Origin of the sequence: Bradyrhizobium sp. (assembly GCF_019242285.1) — a bacterium.
Classification (GTDB): domain Bacteria; phylum Pseudomonadota; class Alphaproteobacteria; order Rhizobiales; family Xanthobacteraceae; genus Bradyrhizobium.
Genome location: NZ_JAFAVV010000148.1, coordinates 1 through 18434, shown reverse-complemented (window position 1 = coordinate 18434; position 18434 = coordinate 1). Strand labels below are relative to the sequence as shown.

21 protein-coding genes are annotated in these 18434 nt (G+C 64.8%); 7 read left to right on the top strand and 14 right to left on the bottom strand.

What is annotated here, in order from left to right:
- The 3 genes from JOY90_RS05445 to JOY90_RS05435 all read right to left on the bottom strand — a co-directional run.
- The coding region (locus JOY90_RS05445) for a TRAP transporter large permease (protein WP_291690125.1) at positions 1 to 901 on the bottom strand (901 nt) is incomplete at its 3' end.
- Positions 902 to 910: 9 nt separating this feature from the next.
- A complete protein-coding gene (locus JOY90_RS05440; protein ID WP_291690124.1) occupies positions 911 to 1420 on the bottom strand; it encodes a TRAP transporter small permease in 510 nt (169 codons plus the stop codon).
- 356 nt (positions 1421 to 1776) lie between these two features.
- Positions 1777 to 2811, bottom strand: a complete 1035-nt coding sequence (locus tag JOY90_RS05435) for a TRAP transporter substrate-binding protein (RefSeq protein ID WP_291690123.1) — start codon at positions 2809 to 2811, stop codon at positions 1777 to 1779.
- 137 nt (positions 2812 to 2948) lie between these two features.
- Here JOY90_RS05435 and pobA point away from each other — a divergent pair, with 137 nt between their 5' ends.
- Positions 2949 to 4118, top strand: coding sequence for a 4-hydroxybenzoate 3-monooxygenase (gene pobA / locus JOY90_RS05430; protein WP_291690122.1), 1170 nt, complete (start codon positions 2949 to 2951; stop codon positions 4116 to 4118).
- A 253-nt stretch (positions 4119 to 4371) separates the two neighbouring features.
- Positions 4372 to 4803: a PaaI family thioesterase gene (locus tag JOY90_RS05425; protein WP_291690121.1), complete on the top strand. Its 432-nt coding sequence runs from the start codon at positions 4372 to 4374 to the stop codon at positions 4801 to 4803.
- 15 nt (positions 4804 to 4818) lie between these two features.
- On the opposite strand, the gene JOY90_RS05420 is transcribed toward JOY90_RS05425, so the two are convergent.
- Positions 4819 to 5712 (bottom strand): LysR family transcriptional regulator, encoded by an 894-nt coding sequence (locus JOY90_RS05420; RefSeq protein WP_291690120.1) that lies wholly within the window; start codon positions 5710 to 5712, stop codon positions 4819 to 4821.
- Positions 5713 to 5833: 121 nt separating this feature from the next.
- On the opposite strand from JOY90_RS05420, the gene JOY90_RS05415 reads away from it, so the two are divergent.
- Complete coding sequence (locus tag JOY90_RS05415; protein WP_291690119.1) at positions 5834 to 6502, top strand: pyridoxamine 5'-phosphate oxidase family protein; 669 nt, start codon at positions 5834 to 5836, stop codon at positions 6500 to 6502.
- Here the strand turns inward: JOY90_RS05415 and JOY90_RS05410 are convergent.
- A complete protein-coding gene (locus tag JOY90_RS05410; protein WP_291690118.1) occupies positions 6460 to 7188 on the bottom strand; it encodes a glutathione S-transferase family protein in 729 nt (242 codons plus the stop codon). The genes JOY90_RS05415 and JOY90_RS05410 overlap by 43 nt on opposite strands.
- Positions 7189 to 7414: 226 nt before the next feature.
- Between JOY90_RS05410 and JOY90_RS05405 the strand changes: the two genes are divergently transcribed.
- Both JOY90_RS05405 and JOY90_RS05400 read left to right on the top strand, forming a co-directional pair.
- Entirely contained in the window at positions 7415 to 8113 is a 699-nt protein-coding gene (locus JOY90_RS05405; protein ID WP_291690117.1) for a YafY family protein, read from the top strand.
- Positions 8106 to 8414, top strand: coding sequence for a YkgJ family cysteine cluster protein (locus JOY90_RS05400; RefSeq protein ID WP_291690116.1), 309 nt, complete (start codon positions 8106 to 8108; stop codon positions 8412 to 8414). The genes JOY90_RS05405 and JOY90_RS05400 overlap by 8 nt, the downstream gene beginning before the upstream one ends.
- Before the next feature lie 19 nt (positions 8415 to 8433).
- Here JOY90_RS05400 and JOY90_RS05395 read toward each other — a convergent pair whose 3' ends face one another.
- From JOY90_RS05395 to JOY90_RS05380, 4 genes are all read right to left on the bottom strand, one after another.
- On the bottom strand, positions 8434 to 8841 hold the full coding sequence (locus tag JOY90_RS05395) for a hypothetical protein (RefSeq protein WP_291690115.1): 408 nt from the start codon (positions 8839 to 8841) through the stop codon (positions 8434 to 8436).
- Between the two features lie 105 nt (positions 8842 to 8946).
- Complete coding sequence (locus JOY90_RS05390) at positions 8947 to 9297, bottom strand: DUF3307 domain-containing protein (RefSeq protein WP_291690127.1); 351 nt, start codon at positions 9295 to 9297, stop codon at positions 8947 to 8949.
- A gap of 830 nt (positions 9298 to 10127) precedes the next feature.
- On the bottom strand, positions 10128 to 11003 hold the full coding sequence (locus tag JOY90_RS05385) for a DUF6537 domain-containing protein (RefSeq protein ID WP_291690114.1): 876 nt from the start codon (positions 11001 to 11003) through the stop codon (positions 10128 to 10130).
- Positions 11004 to 11027: 24 nt separating this feature from the next.
- Complete coding sequence (locus JOY90_RS05380; RefSeq protein WP_291690113.1) at positions 11028 to 11684, bottom strand: Crp/Fnr family transcriptional regulator; 657 nt, start codon at positions 11682 to 11684, stop codon at positions 11028 to 11030.
- Positions 11685 to 11965: 281 nt separating this feature from the next.
- Between JOY90_RS05380 and JOY90_RS05375 the strand changes: the two genes are divergently transcribed.
- Both JOY90_RS05375 and JOY90_RS05370 read left to right on the top strand, forming a co-directional pair.
- Positions 11966 to 13078, top strand: coding sequence for a cyclic nucleotide-gated ion channel (locus JOY90_RS05375; RefSeq protein ID WP_291690126.1), 1113 nt, complete (start codon positions 11966 to 11968; stop codon positions 13076 to 13078).
- The gene (locus JOY90_RS05370; RefSeq protein ID WP_291690112.1) at positions 13075 to 13866 is read left to right on the top strand and encodes an enoyl-CoA hydratase/isomerase family protein; all 792 of its coding nucleotides are present in this window, start codon (positions 13075 to 13077) and stop codon (positions 13864 to 13866) included. The genes JOY90_RS05375 and JOY90_RS05370 overlap by 4 nt, the downstream gene beginning before the upstream one ends.
- Positions 13867 to 14080: 214 nt before the next feature.
- Here JOY90_RS05370 and JOY90_RS05365 read toward each other — a convergent pair whose 3' ends face one another.
- The 5 genes from JOY90_RS05365 to JOY90_RS05345 all read right to left on the bottom strand — a co-directional run.
- Positions 14081 to 14251, bottom strand: coding sequence for a hypothetical protein (locus JOY90_RS05365; RefSeq protein WP_291690111.1), 171 nt, complete (start codon positions 14249 to 14251; stop codon positions 14081 to 14083).
- 265 nt (positions 14252 to 14516) lie between these two features.
- Positions 14517 to 15209, bottom strand: coding sequence for a nitroreductase (locus JOY90_RS05360; protein WP_291690110.1), 693 nt, complete (start codon positions 15207 to 15209; stop codon positions 14517 to 14519).
- Between the two features lie 170 nt (positions 15210 to 15379).
- Positions 15380 to 16627, bottom strand: a complete 1248-nt coding sequence (locus JOY90_RS05355; RefSeq protein ID WP_291690109.1) for an acyl-CoA dehydrogenase — start codon at positions 16625 to 16627, stop codon at positions 15380 to 15382.
- A 77-nt stretch (positions 16628 to 16704) separates the two neighbouring features.
- Positions 16705 to 17949 carry an acyl-CoA dehydrogenase gene (locus tag JOY90_RS05350; RefSeq protein ID WP_291690108.1) on the bottom strand — a complete coding sequence of 415 codons (1245 nt, stop codon included), beginning with the start codon at positions 17947 to 17949 and terminating at the stop codon, positions 16705 to 16707.
- A gap of 112 nt (positions 17950 to 18061) precedes the next feature.
- Positions 18062 to 18434, bottom strand: a 373-nt coding sequence (locus JOY90_RS05345) for an acyl-CoA dehydrogenase family protein (protein WP_291690107.1), incomplete at its 5' end; no start/stop codon positions are given.

Below are 18434 nucleotides of genomic sequence, written 5' to 3'. Positions count from 1 at the left end.
AGCCGAAGATCAACGCGCCGATCAGCACCGTGAACACCGCAGCCGCAGTGCGCGTCGCCTGTAACAGCGAGGCGAGAATCTTTTCCTTGTCGAGCCGGCCGGTTAGGACGCCGATCAGGAACGCGCCGGTGGCGCCGACACCGCCGGCTTCGGTCGGGGTGAAGCGCGGCAGGAACGGCAGGCCGTAGAGCCCGCCGATCACGAACACGAACAGCACCACCGGCGCCCAGATGTCGCGCAGGCCCGCGAAACGCTCGCGCCACGGCAGCACCGGCCCGCGCGGCAGGTAGCCCGGACGCACCACCCCGATCAGCGTGATCGTGATCATGTACATGGTCATGGCAAGCAGGCCGGGGACGATGCCGGCCATGAACAATTTGCCGATGTCCTGCTCGGTGATGATGCCGTAGACCGCGAGCACGGTCGACGGCGGCAGCATGGCGCCGAGCGTGCCGCCGGCCGCGATCACGCCGGTGGAGAAGGATTGCGGATAGCCGAAGCGCCGCATCTCCGGATAGGCGACCGCGGAGAAGGTCGCCGCGGTCGCGACCGAGGAGCCGGAGATCGCGGCAAAGCCGCCGCAGGCCGCCACCGTGGCGATGCCGAGCCCGCCGCGCAAATGCCCGACGAAGCCGTTGGCAGCACGAAACAGTTCGCGGCTCATGCCGGAGTTGGAGACGAACGTTCCCATCAAGAGGAACATCGGGATCACGCCGAAGGTGTAGTCCGTCACCGTGCGCATCGAGGTCTGGCCGACCAGCTTCAGCGCGGGCGTGAAGCCGACCAGATAGCCGAAGCCGGTGACGCCGACGAGCCCCATCGCCATGCCGACCGGCACGCGAAGCAGCATCAGGCCGAACAGCGAGACGAAGCCGATGACGGCGACCGCGTTGGTGCTCATGGCCGCGCCCTACTCCGTCGCCTTGATGGTGGGATCATGCATCTCTTCGGGATGGAAGATCAGGCGATAGGTGCGGATCGCGATCAGCAGCACCGCGGAGACGTCGCCGGCCCAGGCGATGGCAAAGAACGGCCAGGTCGGCATGTGCAGATCGAAGGTGAGCACATGGTCGTTGTAGGTGCCGCGCACCTTGTCGAACAGCGTATAGGTCTGCACCGTGACGACGAACAGCAGCACCAGCGTCGCGAACACGTCGATGAGGCGCTGCCAGCGCGGGCCGACATTGGCCCAGACCAGGTCGACGGTGATGTGGGTGCCGCGATAGCTGGTGGCGGCAATGCCCCAGAAGATCAGGATGCCGAGCAGCATGCGGCCGATGTCGAAGGAATCGGGAATCGCGTAGTTCAGCGTGTTGCGGAGCAGCACCGAGACGAAGATGTCGAGCGCGACGAGGCCGACGAAGCCGGCCGCGATCCACTCGATCGTGTCGATGAAGCGGTCCATCGAAGCGCGGTTCATCTACGCTCTTCCCTCTATCCGATGCTGAATCGGTGCGGCATCGGAAGTCCACCTCTTCCTTGCGGGAGAGGCATAGGCCGCCTTTCGGCGGCCGTTCGAAGAACGCCGAAGCAAAGCTTCGGCTATGTCGCATCGGAAGATGCGATCCGGGTGAGGGGTTTGTCTCCGCGAGCAAAACTTTCGAGATCGAGTACGCGGATAGAACCCCTCATCCGGCGCTTCGCGCCACCTTCTCCCACAAGGGGAGAAGGGAAGATGGAGCGCCGCGGACAAATTCATCACACATGACTGCGATTTTCTCGCCAAAACGGCGGCAGAAAAGCCTGCCGCCGCGCCGGCGTTAACGAACAAGTCGGTTACTGCGTCAAGGCGTTGTACTTGGCGAGCGAGGTCTTCAGCTCGGTCATGGCGGCGTCGGGGTCGACGCCGGAGCCGGACTTCTTGACGCCGTCGGCCCAGCTCTTGACCAGCGGCTCGGAGGCTTTCTTCCACGACGCGAGCTGGTCGGCCGTCAGCGTGTAGACCTCCTGGCCGGACTGCGCCTTGATCTTGTCGACGCCGGCGTCCTCGAACTTGCCCCAGGGCTCGCCGACGCGGCCGGCAGCCTCGGTGTTGCAATTGTCGTCGACCGCCTTCTTCTGCTTGTCCGACATCCTGTCGTAGGTGGCCTTGTTCATCACCAGCACGAAGGTCGTGACATAGAGCGGCGCCTCCATGTGATATTTCGTGACCTTGTCGATGCCGAACAGGAGCAGCGAGCCCCAGGGGAAGGTGATGCCGTCGGCGACGCCGCGCTCGATGATGTCGCGCGCTTCCGGCGCGGAGGACTGCACATTGGTGCCGCCAAGCAGGGTGACGAAATTGCCGATGGTGGCGTCGGCCGGGCGGATCTTCAGCCCCTTGACGTCCTCGGGCACCACGATCTTCTTGGTTCGCGAATGGAACGACGAGGGCGAATGGATGAAGGCGAGGCAGAACTTGACGTCCTTCATCTCCTTCTCCGCATATTTGCGGTACCAGGCATCCAGCCCTTCGGTGCCGCCCTTGGCGTCCGACATCAGGAAGGGGAGCTCGCCGGCGGCGATGACCGGGAAGCGGCCCGGCTGATAGCCGGGATTGACGTAGGTGACGTCGGCGATGCCGTCACGCGCCATGTCGTAATGGTCGAAAGCCTTGCCGAGCTGCTGGGCCGGAAACACCTGCGACTTGATGGTGCCGCCGGACGCCTTCTCGACCGAAGCGCCCCAGTCCTCCAGCGCCTTCTGCAGCGGATGCGAGGCCGGCACCCAGTGCGAGATCTTCAGGTTGATCTGCTCCTCGGCCGAGGCGGGAGTCAATGCGGGCGTTGCGGCGGCGGCCGCCACCAGCAGGCCCAAAAGCGTCTTCCTCATCGGCATCGTCTCCCCTCGTCGAAAGTGGGCTTTCGAAGCCCTTTGCAGACATTGTTATATGATATAATCATCATTGCAAGCCCGCGACAAAACGCGCGGGACGGCGGCGGAGCCTACAACAAAAGCAGGAGGAAGGTTTGCGGACTAAAGTAGCAATCATTGGCGCGGGGCCGGCGGGATTGCTGCTGGGGCAGTTGCTCCACACCTACGGCATCGACAACGTCATCCTGGAAAAGCATACCGCGGACTACGTGCTGGCGCGCATCCGCGCCGGCCTGCTCGAGGAAGGCACGGTTGGCCTGCTCGACCAGATCGGCGCCGGCCAACGCGCCCACCATGAGGGCCTGGTCCATGACGGCATCGAGCTCGCCTTCGGCGGCAGCCGTCATCGCATCGACATGAAGGCCTTCACCGGCAAGACGGTGATGATCTACGGCCAGACCGAGGTCACGCTCGATTTGATGAACGCGCGCAGGGCGGCGGGCCTCACCACCGTCTACGAGGCGGCCGACGTCACGCCACTCGATTTCGATACAGACCATCCGCGCGTCACCTATGTGAAAGACGGCGCGACTCACGCAATCGCCTGCGACTTCATCGCCGGCTGCGACGGCTTTCATGGCATCAGCCGCGCCAGCGTCAAGCCACCGGCGATCGAGACCTTCGAGCGGGTCTATCCGTTCGGCTGGCTCGGCATTCTCTCGGACACCCCGCCGGTGTCGCATGAACTGATCTATTCGAATCACGCGCGCGGATTCGCGCTCTGCACCATGCGTTCGCGGAGCCGCAGCCGCTATTACGTGCAGTGCGCGCTCGACGACCAGGTCGAGCAATGGCCGGACGATCGGTTCTGGGACGAGCTCAGGCGCAGGCTCGACCAGAAGGCGGCGGATTCGCTGATCACCGGGCCCTCGATCGAGAAGAGCATCGCGCCGCTGCGCAGCTTCGTCGCCGAGCCGATGCGGTTCGGGCGGATGTTCCTGGCCGGCGATGCCGCCCATATCGTGCCGCCGACCGGCGCCAAGGGGCTCAACCTCGCCGCCAGCGATGCGCATTATCTCGCCAGCGCTTTACGGGAATATTACGACGAGAAATCCTCGGCCGGCATCGACCATTATTCCGAGACGGCATTGGCGCGGGTCTGGAAGGCGGTGCGGTTCTCCTGGTGGATGACCTCGATTCTGCATAAATTCCCGGAGAACGGCACGATCGGCGCGCGCATCCAGCTCGCCGAGCTGGACTATGTGACGAGATCGAAGGCGGCGATGACGTCGCTGGCGGAGAACTATGTCGGGCTGCCGTTCTAGGCGCGTCGTCATGGAATCGCAGGGTGGGCTAAGCGCGTCTTGCACCGAAGCGCGCCACGCGAAGGCAGAAGCGTGCCCACCAGCCCGAGCCGAACTGCCGAAAGAATGGTGGGCACGGCGCTTCGCGCCTTAGCCCACCCTGCGCTGACGTTTCAAACGCTCGCGCAATGAACGTTTAAAACTTTGTAGGCGGTGAAACCGTCGTCGAGATCGCGTTCAATGGCGACACTCCATCGCCAACTGCGAGCCGGCCATGACGACGACCGAAACCACATCCGACATTCCCGCGGGCTTCGAGCCGCATTTCCGCAAGAGCCCGTTCACCGATCCCTGGGAGCCGCTCTACTCGAAGAAGACGGACAAGGCCGTCGTCATGGCACTGCGGCTCGCCAAAGCGCACACCAATGCGCGGGGCCTGATCCATGGTGGCTTGATCGCCTCGCTCGCCGACAACGCGATGGGCTATAGCTGCGCACAGGCGACGAACTGGACGACCTCGTTCGTGACGGTTTCGCTCGCGGTGGACTATGTCGGCTCGGCGGGGATCGGACAATGGCTCGCGGTCGAGAGCGACGTCATCAAGACCGGCTCGACGCTCTGCTTCGCGCAGAGCCTGATCAAGGCCGACGGCGCCGTGATCGCGCGCGCGAGCGGCACGTTCCGCGTGGTGCCGAAGCCGGTGTGACGGCGGACGCCAAAGCTAGCCAAAATGCCAGTCGGCGGTCTCGACCACGAGATCGATGAAGGCGCGTACCTTGGCCGACAACAGCCGCGAGGTCGGATAGACCATGTGGATCGGCAGCGGCTTCTGCTCGAACCGCTGCAGCACGATCCTGAGGCGGCCGCGCCGGATCGCCTCCGCGGCCTGATAGGCCAGCACCCGCGTCAGGCCGCCGCCGGCCTCGGCATACTGGATCGCGGCATCGGCGACGTTGGTGACGAAGCGCGGTGCAATGTCGGCCCGCAGCTCCTCGCCGTCGCTGACGAAGCGCCATTCCGCCGTTACCGCGTTCGCGCCGAACTGGATGGTGTCGTGGGCGGCGAGCGCCGCCGGCGTGTTCGGCTCGCCGCGCGCCGCGAGATAGGCGGGCGACGCCACCACGATCCGCCGCATCTCGCCGACATGACGCGCCACGATGGCGGAATCGGCGAGCTCGCCGATCCGCACCGCGAGGTCGACACCATCCTCGACCAGGCTGACCACGCGGTCCTGCAGGCGCAGCTCGCAGGAGACCTCGGGATATTTCTTGAGGTAGGCCGTCACCACCGGGCCGACATGCAGCCGGCCGAAACCCACCGGCGCCGAGACGACGAGCCGCCCGGCCGGCTGCGTCCGCTCGCTTTCGGCCGCGATCTCCGCCTCCTCGACATCGGCGAGGATCCGGCGCGCCCGCTCCAGATAGCGCGCGCCCGCATCGGTCAATGCGACCTTCCGCGTGGTCCGCTGCAACAGCCGGACGCCGAGATGATCCTCCAGCGCCGCGACCAGCCGCGTCACGCCCGACGGTGACAATCGCAATTTGCGCGCGGCGGGCGCGAACCCCTGCAGGTCCGCGACCGCGACGAAGGCCTGCATGGCTTCGATCCGGTCCATCGGATTATTTCAAATACGGGAATTATCAAGTGTCAACCAGGCAGATTGTTTTATTCCGGGAAAGGTTCACCTTATGACCAGGACGAACGCGTGATGCCCCGTGGCTCGAGGAGTGCCTGTCATGTCGGAAACGTTGACCTATTCCAGCGATGTCGCCTTCACACCGGCGGTGAAGGCGATCCAGACGCGCAAGGGTTCGCGCGAGGCCTATGCCCATGTCGAGCAGCGCGGCGGCTGGCGCACCGAGGTCGACGACAAGCTGGCGGCCTTCCTGGCCGAGACCAACAGCTTCTATCTCGCAACCGCGACCGCCGACGGCCAGCCCTATATCCAGCATCGCGGCGGACCGAAGGGCTTCGTCAAGATCCTCGACAAGCACACGATCGCGTTCGCCGACTATGCCGGCAACCAGCAGTATCTGACTCAGGGCAACCTCTCGGAGAACCCGAAGGCACACATCTTCATCATGGATTACGCGCACAAACGGCGGGTCAAGATCTGGGGCGAGGCGCGGGTCGTCGACGACGATCCCGCGCTGACGCAATCGCTGATGCCGAAGGGCTACCGGACGCGGCCCGAGCAGGTGATCCTGCTCAAGATCGCCGCCTGGGACACCAACTGCCCACAGCACATCCCGCAGAAGTTCGATGCGGCCGATGTCGCGTCAACTCTCGCCGCCCGCGACGCACGGATCGCGGAGCTCGAGACGGAGCTCGCGAAGCTGAAGCGCGATCCCGTTGCTGCGCCTCAGGCCGCTTCCCTCACCGGCGTCCAGGCGAAGTCGGGATAGTATTGTTCCATCATCCGGTCGACATAGGCGCTGAGGTTTTCGAACGATTCCGCGCGAGAGCGCAGCTTGGAGTCGAAGAACGGCGTCAGGATGCCGGCCAGCGCGCCGAACGCGGTGGCGTCCATGCCGCAGGGTTTGTCACCCATCAAATACGGCTTGTCGCCGAGCTGCACCGACAGCGCAAAGATCGAGCGCAGCGCGAGCTCGACGTCGTCGTCGGGTGCGTGACGGCCGAGCCCGCTCAGCAGATAGTTCTCGGCAACGCGGAACTGCGCGTCCTCGCGCAGCTTCTCGCGGCGATCCTCCGGCGCACCGTCGAAGAAATGCGCCGGCCCCTTGGCGAAATTCTCCGGGTCGACCCAGCGCGCACCGACCAGCCCCCAATAGACCTGGCTCTCGATCATGCGCTCGAACGCCCAGGCCTGGGCGCGCTCGGGCCGGCTCAGGCCGGCGTCGAAGTCGAAAGCGTATTTGCGCTCGATATGCGCGCGGATGAAGGTGGAGTCGGCGATCGCTTCGCCATCATCGTCGATGAAGGGGAGCTGCCCCTTGGGCGATGCCGGCGGCATCGCCCGTTCCTTGCGATAGGCAAGACCGGCCATCTTGAGCTGGACCTCGGTCTTGGTCACGAAGGGACTGATCTCGGGGAGGCCGAAGCCCACGCCAAAGCCATACAGGGTGATCATGCCGACACTCCCAGTTTCCTGAACAGGCGCCGCACGCTAGTTGCCCCCTGCTGCCACCATGGTGTCAGCAGTGGCCATGTCGCCGACCACAGGTCGATGCCATATAGGATGATCATTGGACAAATTCCCCTTGTTGAGGTGTTGTCCGCTTGTAGAAAATCCCTGCTGCCAACATGCTGTCAGCATCGACGCCGCCCGCACAGATCAGTGGATCAAGAGACGTGTCATGAGACGTGCCGACCGGCTGTTTCAGATCATTCAGGTGCTGCGGCGGACGCGCAAGCCGCTGACCGCCGACGCGATCGCCGCCGAGCTCGAAACCTCGAAACGGACGATCTATCGCGACATCGCGACGCTGATGGGACAACGCGTGCCGATCCGCGGCGAAGCCGGCATGGGCTACATCCTGGAGAAGGGTTTTGATCTCCCGCCTCTGATGCTGACGCCCGACGAGATCGAGGCCGCGGTGCTCGGCGCGCAATGGGTGGTCACACACGCCGACCCGGTGCTGGCGCGCGCCGCGGAAGACCTGATGGCCAAGATCGCCGACACCGTGCCGGAACGGCTGCGCCCCTTCGTGCTCGAGCCGGCGAGCCGCGCGCGGCCGCCCTGGGAGAAGGAGCCCGACCGCATCGACATGGCGCGGACGCGGACGCAGATCCACGAGGGCAAGAAGATCGCGCTGCGCTATCGCGACGAGCACGGCCGCGACAGCGAGCGCACGATCTGGCCGATCGCGATCGGCTATCACGAGGCGGTGCGGATTCTCGCAGCCTGGTGCGAGCTCAGGCATGACTTCCGCAGCTTCCGCACCGACCGCGTGGTCGAAGCGGACTATCTCGACGAGAGATATCCGGAGCGCCGCGAGGCGCTGCGCGCCAAGTGGCGCCGCAGCCTGGTATGGGAGCAGCCGAGGGATGTCTGACGCGCGCGGCGAAAATCCCTGCCAGGCCTGCGGCGCCTGCTGCGCCTATTCGGCCAACTGGCCGCGCTTCTCGACGGAGGACGACGCGGCGCTCGACCTCATTCCGCCGGAGCTGGTCAATGCCCAGGGATCGGGAATGCGCTGTGACGGCGATCGCTGCGCGGCGCTGCAGGGGCGGATCGGCGTTGCGACGGCCTGCACCATCTATGCGGCGCGTCCGGAGGTGTGCCGGACCTGCTTGCCCGGCGACGCCGAATGCGCGATGGCGAGGAGAAAGTTCGGGCTGACGGTGCCGGCCTGATCGGGCTGTCCGTCCGGCGTTACGCCGGCACGGCCTCGGCAACATTCTCGTCGTCGAGCTCGTCCACGATCGGCGCGAAAGTGGAGATCGGCTTGGTCGACAGCGTGATCGGCTTGCGCCCGCCGGGCAAGGACGCCGAGACGCCGCGGTCGGACGGTGCCTGGCGCGACAACGCATGGAGCGTCGAGCCGACACGGCCGCCGAAATTGATCAGGTCGCGCTCGCTGCAGCTTGCGGCGATCGCGAGCGCCAGCGAATGGAGATGGCTGCGGCGGTAGCAGAACAACGCGAGCCTCGCCCGCACATCGGCCGAGACGCTGTCCACCAGCATGGGGAGGCCGTTCTCGCTTGCGCGATACATCTCGCCGAGCAGTTCATCCCGAACCGGGCAGCGGTCATTGTCATAGGCGTCGCGGCTTGAAAACATTACTGTTCCCCCCATCGACGCGGAGGATGCTATGCAACTCTCTAACGAAGGGTTAACCAGGAAAGCCCGTATTGATACGAGGGCCCGCAGCGAGCTGGGCACGGGTCAGCCGTTCGCCGCCATGAAGATCGACAGGCCAAAACCGGTGAGATGGTGGAGCGCCTGATCGACGCCGATCAGCGTCCAGAACCATGGATGTTCGGGTGTCATGTGGAAGGCGGACGAGCACCAGCCCTTGGCGCGATCGACGGTGATGTGGATCGCGAAATCGATCACGGCAACGAACCAGAATTTCGGCGCCACCATCACGATCAGGATCAATGCAACCACGAGATGTATCAGGCAGTGCACCAGAAGCGGCAGCGCCCAGCCGGTCTTCTGATCCTTGCCGTGGGCCATCCAGGCGTTCTGCAGCAGGAAGTCGCCGATGATGTGCTTGACGGTGAGCAGCAACATCCATCCCAGCAGCGGACCAACAGGGATCGACGACGTCATGGGGGGAAACGACAAAGCTGCCCTCGCAGAAACATTGAGCCGCACGGACACCGGGTGCGACCAATAACCTGTTGCCAAATCCGGCCAATTCGATCCGTATTGACCTTTTATGACATCTCCCGGGCCGGAATGCACGCTTCGGGAACCAAGACGCGACAAGTCGGCAAAAGATCTGTCCCGGCAGACGCCAGGACCGCCGGTGCATTGGTAGCGTTTCAACCATGACCGGTTCTGCAAACCCCGGGAGGATGTTCATCATTCCCGCATCGGAAAAGATTCGCACGCTTTTTTAACGGCTTGCTGCCGCCGATGCGCAAGGGTCCGGTGCGCCGGAGCACGGCCGGCGCCGGCGTCCGGCCCGAATTGGAATACCGTATTCTCGACGAGATCTCGCACCTTCCGCAGATCGCCGCGTCCTGCCGTTCGGCGCCCGCATGCGGCTGCAGGCGAAATACGCCCTGAGATTGTGCTCCGGAGCGAACCTCGAGGGCCGATTGGCTACGGCAGCATTGGCGTTCCAGCGCTGATAACGACGATCATCGAGGAGGATCAATGTCGTCAATGATCTGCTGCGCTGTGCGCTTACCGAGCAATCGCCTGCGTGCCACCTCGACGCCGGCGGCGAGCATTTCATTCGCGCTTTGGCGGCGGCGCGGCAGCCGAAACCCTCGTGACGCGGTCCAGTGCCTGCCGGATGACGACCTTCGACCGTCAGGTGCGAGTCAAGCCGCGCACGGGCCCCACGATCGTCGCCAGCCCGATCGCCAGCGGCGCGGCGGCAAACCTCGCCATTACTCGGCCGCCGCGGGAGCGGATGCCAATGCCCGCGCCCTGATCTGCGCGATGGTGCGCTTCAAGGCCACCTGCCGCGGATCTGGCATCGCGGCGTGCCTGGCTTCAGCCACGGCGCCGGCCAGATTGGCCAGCGGCAGCACGCCGTCGAAGGTAGGCTTGGCGAGGCCGTCGATGATGGCGTGCCAGTCGGCGAGCCCCTGGCGGTAGGCGTCGCCATAGCCCTTGATCATGGTGGCGGTCTCGATGATGGCATGCGCGGCTTCGGGCTGCTTGGCGAGGCTGCGGTTGATCATGTGCAGCCAGCGCTCGACCCAGATGCATTCCTGTCGGTATCGGATCGAGAACCGCCGCCACCGGCGCAGCCAAGCCTCCATCTTCAGGCGGCGAATCCCCCACCGGCCCGCCGTCGAGAACGGGATCGCCACGCGCCGGTGCGCGCAGCCGATCTGATCGAGCACGTCGAGCAGAGGCTCGGCGGCGACCGCCGGCAGGGCGTCGACCAGCTCATCGAGCCGGAAATGCTTGATGTCGGAGGAGCGGACGCGGCCCTCACTATTGCGGAACTCGATCAGCTTGAGCTGCGCGATCCGGATCGCGTCCTCATAGGCCATGCGGCGCGCCATCAGCCGCGCAATCTCGCTGAACATCGCGCCGTCCACGTCGGAGCGGCCGATCAGGCGCTGCAGACGTTCGACATAGAGCCGCGCGTAGCTGGCGCCCTGGTATTCCATCAAGAGGTGGATACCGTCGCTGACGGCGGCCAAGGCAATTTCGGGCATGCCGTCGGGCAGAAACGGCGGCGTATGATCCTCTTCGTCGAGGAAATCGGCGAACAGGTAACGCAGCGAGGACACAAGGCCGTGGTCCGACACGCTAGTGCTCCGATATCCTGCGGCTCACGCGGGCTTCGCCGCAGCCAACGCGCTGGCCAATTGCTGCTCGAGCGTATCGATATTCTCGAACAGCCGCGCGCTGGAAAGGCGCAGAAAGTAGAAGCCGAAGGCCGGATTCTGCACGTAGAGCTGCTCGACCTGGGCATAGCTCACGCTGAGAATGACCCCGCCTTCGATGCACTCCAGCGTCTGGGTGCGCAGGTTCGATGGTGACAGCATGCCGAGCTCGCCGACAATGGCGCCGACCGGCAACTCGATGCCGGACTCCACCAGCCGGTACCGCCCGCTGACGATGTAGTACATGCTGTCCGCCTTCTCGTCCTTGTAGAACAGCACCTCCCCTGTCGCGCATCTGCGCTCGGTCATGAACGGCTTCAGCCATTCCATCGACAGGTCGCTCGAGACCGAACGTTTCACGTCGCGGACGAGCTGCAGCATCTGGTGCAGACGGTAGGTATTGAGCACCATGACCAGGAGCTGCACCAGGATCACGAGATAGTTGCGGGACGGGATCGCGGTCGCGATCAGGACGATGTTGGTGAGAATGGCGAACACCCGCAGCGGGATCATCGTCCGCATCGTGGTCGTGGCGACCACGAAGACCGACGCGAAGACCGCGCCGGCGGTTCCAACGTGTTGGGTCAGGTGAGACGTATCCATGGAGACAACCAGTCCGGAGGTGAGTGCCTGCGGCACATGTTCAAGGGCGCCGCTTCATGATAACGGGCGCCGCCTGACCTGATATATGGGGCAAAGGCGACGATTCGTCCTGGATTCGAGCCGCACCGGACAAAATTCCTGCCGCCCCGCAATCGGCGCACGGCAGGTGCTCACGCGGGGTCATGCCGCGTTGACGGCCCCTTCCCGTCCGGGCACTTTGTCGAGAAATTGAGCCCGGGTCTGGCCGGAATTTCAGCCAAGCGATGGACGATACCTCGAACATAGCCAAGCCGGCGGCCTTCCCGGTTCTGGCGCAATTCGTGACCGCGACCGCCAGCCGCAACATGACCGGCGCGGCCTATCTGGTGGTGCTTGCCGGCGTCGGCACCATGGTATTGCTCACCATCGACCCCGCCTATGAGCAATTCCAGGCCGAAATCGGCGCCGTGCTGTGGGCCTGCCTGGCGTTTTTCGCCTTCGAATGGCTGGTCCGCCTGCGCCACGCGGCGCTCAGCGGCCGCGGGCTCGTCTATCCCTTGTCGCAGCGCGGGCTGGTAGACGCGGCGGGCGTGCTGGCGGTTCCGCTGGCCCTCGCCTTCGGCGTCGATCCCCGCACGGCCTGGCTGTTGTCGGTGCTGTGGCTGGTCAAGGCCATTCCCGGCGTCCCCGGCTTGCGGCGATTGCAGCGCGTGCTCGTGCTGGAAAAAGGTCCGCTGCTCAGCGTGCTCGCGATCTTCCTGATCGTGCTGTTTCTGGGCTCGGTCGCCGAATATCTGCTGGAGCGCGACGCCCAGCCGGGAACCTTCGGCAGCGTGCCGGCCGCACTGTGGTGGGCGGTCGTGACCTTGACCACGACGGGCTATGGCGACGTCGTGCCGATAACCCCGCTCGGACGCATCGTCGCGGCGATGGTGATGATCTGCGGCCTCGGCGTGTTCGGGCTTTGGACCGGTATTCTCGCCACCGGCTTTGCCGCCGAGACCCGCCGCGATAACTTCCTGCGGACCTGGGAAACGGTCAGCAAGGTGCCGTTCTTCGCCACGCTCGGACCCTCGGCGATCGCCGACGTCACGCACATGCTGCGCACCATCGACCTGCCGCCGCGCGCCATGATCATCCACAAGGGCCAGCAGGGCGACTGCATGTATTTCATTGCCTCCGGCGAGGTCGAGGTCGACCTGCCCGGCAAGAAGGTGCAACTCGGCGAGGGCGCCTTCTTCGGCGAGATGGCGCTGCTCGGCAACAACATCCGCAACGCGAACATCACCACCACGCGGCTGTCGAAGCTCCTGGTGCTCGATCTCGTCGATTTTCGCTTGTTGATGGCGCGCCACCCCGAGCTTGTCGAGACCATCGATGCCGAGGCGAGGCGGCGCGCGCAGGAGAACGAATGATGCAGCAAGCCGCGACCGCCGAGCAACCCACCACGCCGGTCCTGACTGTCGATGGCGCACGCGCCACCATCCGCCTCAACCGGCCGAAGCACCTGAACCGGTTGCAATCGGAGGACCTCGAGGCGCTGAGGACGCTGTTCGACCGGATCGAGGCCGATGCCACCATCCGGGTGCTGGTGCTGACCGGCACCGGGCGTGCCTTCTCCGCCGGTTACGATCTCAACTCGGTGGCGGATCGCGCGACCGTCACCGATGAAGAGACCACGGGCTCCGCTTTCGGGACCATGGTCGACCGGCTGGAGGACCTCGGCGTGCCGACGATCTGCCGCCTCAATGGCGGCGTCTACGGCGGCTCGACCGATCTCGCACTCGCCTGCGACTTCCGCATCGGCGTCGACACGGCCGAGATGTTCATGCCGGCCGCGCGGCTCGGCCTGCACTATTACAGGAGCGGCATCCGCCGCTACGTGTCGCGGCTCGGCACCGACAATGCCAAGCGGCTGTTCCTGACCGCCCAGAAGATCGACGCGCCCGAGATGCTGCGCATCGGCTATCTCACCGCGATGGTGCCGCCGGAGGCGCTGGATGAGGAGGTCGACCGGCTGGCCGCCATTCTCGGCGGCAACGCCCCGGTCGCGATGCGCGGCATGAAGCGAACCATCAACGAGATCGCGCGCAACGAATTGGACGAGGCGGCCGCCGACCGGCGCGCCCGCGACAGCATGCGTTCCGCCGAAATCCGCGAGGGCGTCAGGGCGTTCGCGGAAAAACGGCTGCCAAAATTTTGAGCAGCACTAACAAGCGCTCCCCCGTGCTTATTCCCGTCCCATTCTCCACACCGCAACGAAATTTGCTCTCAATGAGCAATTGACTTGAGGTTGTCGGCCATTAGCCTGATCGTGTTGCGGGAGGCTCGTGAATGCTGGAGATGGCTTCGTATCGGAGACGGCGGGCGGCCGCCGATCCGCCCCTCCTTTCCAGCCGATCAGCTTCGGGGCGGCGTCAACCGTCGATCCGAGACGGATCTTCTTCTTCCCTCGCCAACCGCTCAGCCAGTGCAACGAGCTGTTCGCGATGGTTTGCGTCACGCAGCTTGAGAAAGCTCCGCATCAGGCGGAGGCCGAGCAGCGTCATCGCATCGGTCTCAAAGGCTGCGGGCTTCGGCTGCATCATCACGCGATCCGCGCTGACATTCCGGGTTGAAAGCCGTGACCAGATCCCCGCTCGATAGAATCATTGAGCAGCTGCAATTTTGCATTGTGGATGCACGAGCGCTGCAACTCAAGATGTTGGAGCGGCTTTTGTCAATAGCCTTGCTGGAAGCGTATGAGGCAAAGGCCCGATCCGATGACGAACGGCAACACTGAACGCCTCCGGTTCCCAGCGCGCGATCCATGAAATTGCGGGAAAGCCCGTATTCACGACGATCGGATCACGCTCATTCGTCAGCGAAGGTGACCGTTTCCGCAAGCCCGGCGCGCGTCGTGCGATAGCTGTTGGCCTTGTGGGCGTGATCGGGATAGCCGAATGAAATGCCGCACACCACGCGCCTGTCGTCGCCCAGGCCGAAATGCGCCCGCACCACCTCGGAATGAAACGCCAGCGCCGCCTGCGGGATGGTCGCGACCCCGAGCGCCTGCGCCGCCAGCATGAAGCTCATGAGATAGCCACCGCAATCGATCGCGCCGTAGACGCCGAGCGCCTCGTCGGTGTGCACGATGGCGACATGCGGAGCACCGAAGAAGTTGAAGTTCTCCAGCGCCTGCCTGGCATAGCCGGCCTTGTCGCCGCGGGGAATGCCCAGCGAATTGTAGAGCTGGAAGCCGCTTTCGCGGCGCCGCTCCAGGTAGACGCCGCGGTATTCGCGCGGAAAGGGAAAATCGCCGGTGTTCGGCTTGCCGCTCGAGGCTGCGGCGTACATCACCTCGCGGAACTTCTTCGTTGCATCGCCCGAGGCTATTTCCAGCCGCCATGGCTGGCTGTTGCACCAGGACGCGGTTTTCTGCGCGGCTGCGAGAATGCGCTCGATGGTGGCGCGCGGCACGGGGTCCGGCTTGAATGCACGGCAGGAGAAACGCGCCGCGAGCAGCTCTTCGAGCGTGTCGACTGGAGTTTGAGCGGCGGATGCCATGGAATTTCCCTCGTCGCGTCAGCGCTGGTTTCGTGGGCTAAGCTTGGCTTTCGCTCGGGAGAGCGAAGGCCAGGCGTGCCCACCATGCCGAGCGTCGTGCTGATAGATGGTGGGCACGACGCTTTCGCGTCTTAGCCACCCTGCGAACTGCGCGACGCCCTCCAACAAAACTACTTCCGGCCCCTGGTCGGGATCTGGTTGAACGGCACGTCCTTGTCGACACGGATGTCGCCGGGCAGCCCGAGCACGCGCTCGGCGATGATGTTGCGCAGGACCTCGTCGGTGCCGCCGGCAATGCGGGTCGAGGGCGAGGACAGCATCATCTGCTGGAACGGGCCCCGGGCCTGCTCCTCGGCGCTGCCGGTCAGGACGCCGGCCGCGCCTTCGAGATCCATGGCGTGCATCGCGATGTCCTGCAGCATCGAGCCGGCCACCAGCTTGCCGATGGAATTTTCCGGTCCCGGCCGCTCGCCCTTCGACAGCGCCGAGATCGCGCGATAGCTCGTATATTTCAATCCGCTCGCCTTCACCGCCCAGCTCGCGAGCTTCGAGCGGGTGGCGCGGTCGTCGATCGCAAGCCCGTCCTCCAGCATCAGGTTGGAGCAGAGCTCGAACATCTCGGGGAAGCCGGTTGCGAGCCGCGCGCCGATCGACATGCGCTCGTTCATCAGCGTGGTCAGCGACACGTTCCAGCCGTCGCCGATCGCGCCCAGCCGCTGGCTGTCCGGAATCACGACGTCGGTGAAATAGACCTCGTTGAACTCCTGCATGCCGTTGGCCTGCCTGATCGGCCGCACCTCGACACCCCTGCTCCTCATGTCGAGGAAGAACATCGTGAGCCCCTTGTGCTTGGGCACGTTGGGGTCGGTGCGCGTGACCAGCAGGCCGTAGTCGGCGTAATGCGCGCCGGAGGTCCAGATCTTCTGGCCGTTGATGATCCAGTCATCGCCCTTCCTCTCCGCCCGCGTGCGCAGGCCGGCGAGGTCGGAGCCGCCGGCGGGCTCGGAGAAGAGCTGGCACCAGATCTGCTCGCCGGAGGCGAGCTTCGGCAGATAATGCCGCTTGTGCTCCTCGCTGCCGAACGCCATCACGGTCGGCCCGCACATGCCCTCGCCAATCTGGAACGGCTGGGTCAATTTGCCGAACACGCCCTCCTCCTGCTGCCAGATCACGCGCTCGATCGGCGTGGCGCCGCGCCCACCATATTCCTTCGGCCAGTGCAGGCAGGCCCAGCCGCCCTCGAACTTCTTCTTCTGCCAGGCCTTGCCGACCTCGACGATGTCGTGATGCTGCAGGCGGATGCGGCCGAGCGAGGATTTTGACAGTTCGGCCTCGAGCTCCTTCGGCGCATTGGCGTCGATCCAGTTTCGCGCGACGCTGCGAAACTCGGCTTCCTGTGGAGTGTCATCGAAGTTCATGTTCACGATCCTCGCCGTATTGACTTCGTAGGACGGGTAGAGCGCAACGAAACCCATCTCTTGTGCGGTTTTACGAACTATTTCCGTCCCTTGGTCGGGACCTGGTTGAACGGCACGTCCTTGTCGACGCGGATGTCGCCGGGCAGACCCAACACCCGTTCGGCGATGATGTTGCGCATGATCTCGTCGGTGCCGCCTTCGACGCGGGTGCCGGGCGCGCGCAGCAGCATCGCCTGGAACTTGCCGGCAAGCTCCGCGTCGGGGCCGCTCAGGACGCCGGCGGCGCCTTCGAGATCGAGCGCATAGATCGCGATGTCCTGGATCATCGAGCCGGCCACCAGCTTGCCGATCGAATTCTCCGGCCCCGGCCGCTCGCCGCGCGACAGCGCGGAGATGGCGCGGAAGCTCGTATATTTCAGCCCGCTCGCCTTCACCGCCCAGTTCGCGAGTTTTGAACGTACGTTGCGATCGTCGATCGCAAGGCCGTCGTCGAGCATGAGATTCGAACAGAACTCAAACAGCTCGGGGAAACCGGTGGCGACACCGGCGCCGATCGACATGCGTTCGTTCATCAAGGTGGTCAGCGACACGTTCCAGCCGTCATTGACCTCGCCGAGCCGCTGATGGTCCGGGATCCTCACATCGCTGAAATAGACCTCGTTGAAGTCCGACTGGCCCGATGCCTGCTTGATCGGCCGCACCTCGACCCCCGGGCTCTTCATGTCCAGGAAGAACATGGTGAGCCCCTTGTGCTTGGGGACGGTCGGATCGGTGCGGGTCAGCAGGATGCCGTAGTCGGAATAATGCGCGCCCGAGGTCCAGATCTTCTGGCCGTTGATGATCCAGTCGTCGCCCTGCTTCTCGGCGCGGGTGCGAAGCCCGGCGACGTCGGAGCCGCCGGCCGGCTCGGAGAAGAGCTGGCACCAGACCTTCTCGCCGGAGGCGAGCGGCGGCAGATAGCTGCGCTTGTGCTCCTCGCGCGCGAACGCCATCATGGTCGGACCGCACATGCCGTGGCCGATGATGAACACCCCGCTCAGCTTGCCGTAGGCGCCCTCCTCCTGCTGCCAGATCACGCGCTCGATCGGCGTGGCGCCGCGGCCGCCATATTCCTTCGGCCAGTGCAGGCAGGCCCAGCCGGCATCGGCCTTCTTCTTCTGCCAGGCTTTTGCGACCTCGAGAATGTTGGCGGTCTCGAGCCTGGTGCGGCCGAGCGAGGATTCCTTCAATTCCTCCTCATACTGCTTCGGCGCGTTGGCCGCGATCCAGGCCCGCGCCTCGCTGCGAAACGCGGCTTCCTGCGGGGTGTCGTCGAAGTTCATGGCGGCTCTCTCGTTTGCGTAGCTGCGTAGGATGCGCAGAGCGAAGCGAAACTCATCTTGTGTCGGGTGATGGGTTTCGCTGCGCTCAACCCATCCTGCGATTTTCAGCGCCTCACGCCGCGTTGCGCTTGCGCATGCGGTCGATCAGCGCGTCCTCCCAGTAGGACGGGCTGCCGAGCCCGAGTGCGAGTGCGTTGGAGCGGCGGTAGTACATGTGGCAGTCGAACTCCCAGGTGAAACCCATGCCGCCATGGACCTGGATGTTGTTCTTGGCGCAATGCTGAAAGGCCTGCGTCGCGCTGATGCGCGCGGACGCGGCAGCCTCCGGCAATTCCGAGGCGTTGGTCGAGAGCGCCCAGGCGCCGTAGTAGCAGTTCGAGCGCGCCAGGGTCGCGGACACATACATGTCGGCGAGCATGTGCTTGACCGCCTGGAAAGAGCCGATCGGCCGGCCGAAAGCGATGCGGTCGAGTGCGTAGTCGCGG

Coding starts and splice junctions, on each gene's coding strand:
- JOY90_RS05440 (WP_291690124.1), bottom strand. CDS start 1,420: ATGAACCGCGCTTCGATGGACCGCTTCATCGACACGATCGAGTGGATC.
- JOY90_RS05435 (WP_291690123.1), bottom strand. CDS start 2,811: ATGAGGAAGACGCTTTTGGGCCTGCTGGTGGCGGCCGCCGCCGCAACG.
- JOY90_RS05425 (WP_291690121.1), top strand. CDS start 4,372: ATGACGACGACCGAAACCACATCCGACATTCCCGCGGGCTTCGAGCCG.
- JOY90_RS05420 (WP_291690120.1), bottom strand. CDS start 5,712: ATGGACCGGATCGAAGCCATGCAGGCCTTCGTCGCGGTCGCGGACCTG.
- JOY90_RS05415 (WP_291690119.1), top strand. CDS start 5,834: ATGTCGGAAACGTTGACCTATTCCAGCGATGTCGCCTTCACACCGGCG.
- JOY90_RS05410 (WP_291690118.1), bottom strand. CDS start 7,188: ATGATCACCCTGTATGGCTTTGGCGTGGGCTTCGGCCTCCCCGAGATC.
- JOY90_RS05405 (WP_291690117.1), top strand. CDS start 7,415: ATGAGACGTGCCGACCGGCTGTTTCAGATCATTCAGGTGCTGCGGCGG.
- JOY90_RS05400 (WP_291690116.1), top strand. CDS start 8,106: ATGTCTGACGCGCGCGGCGAAAATCCCTGCCAGGCCTGCGGCGCCTGC.
- JOY90_RS05395 (WP_291690115.1), bottom strand. CDS start 8,841: ATGTTTTCAAGCCGCGACGCCTATGACAATGACCGCTGCCCGGTTCGG.
- JOY90_RS05390 (WP_291690127.1), bottom strand. CDS start 9,297: ATGTTGCTGCTCACCGTCAAGCACATCATCGGCGACTTCCTGCTGCAG.
- JOY90_RS05380 (WP_291690113.1), bottom strand. CDS start 11,684: ATGGATACGTCTCACCTGACCCAACACGTTGGAACCGCCGGCGCGGTC.
- JOY90_RS05370 (WP_291690112.1), top strand. CDS start 13,075: ATGATGCAGCAAGCCGCGACCGCCGAGCAACCCACCACGCCGGTCCTG.
- JOY90_RS05365 (WP_291690111.1), bottom strand. CDS start 14,251: ATGATGCAGCCGAAGCCCGCAGCCTTTGAGACCGATGCGATGACGCTG.
- JOY90_RS05360 (WP_291690110.1), bottom strand. CDS start 15,209: ATGGCATCCGCCGCTCAAACTCCAGTCGACACGCTCGAAGAGCTGCTC.
- JOY90_RS05355 (WP_291690109.1), bottom strand. CDS start 16,627: ATGAACTTCGATGACACTCCACAGGAAGCCGAGTTTCGCAGCGTCGCG.
- JOY90_RS05350 (WP_291690108.1), bottom strand. CDS start 17,949: ATGAACTTCGACGACACCCCGCAGGAAGCCGCGTTTCGCAGCGAGGCG.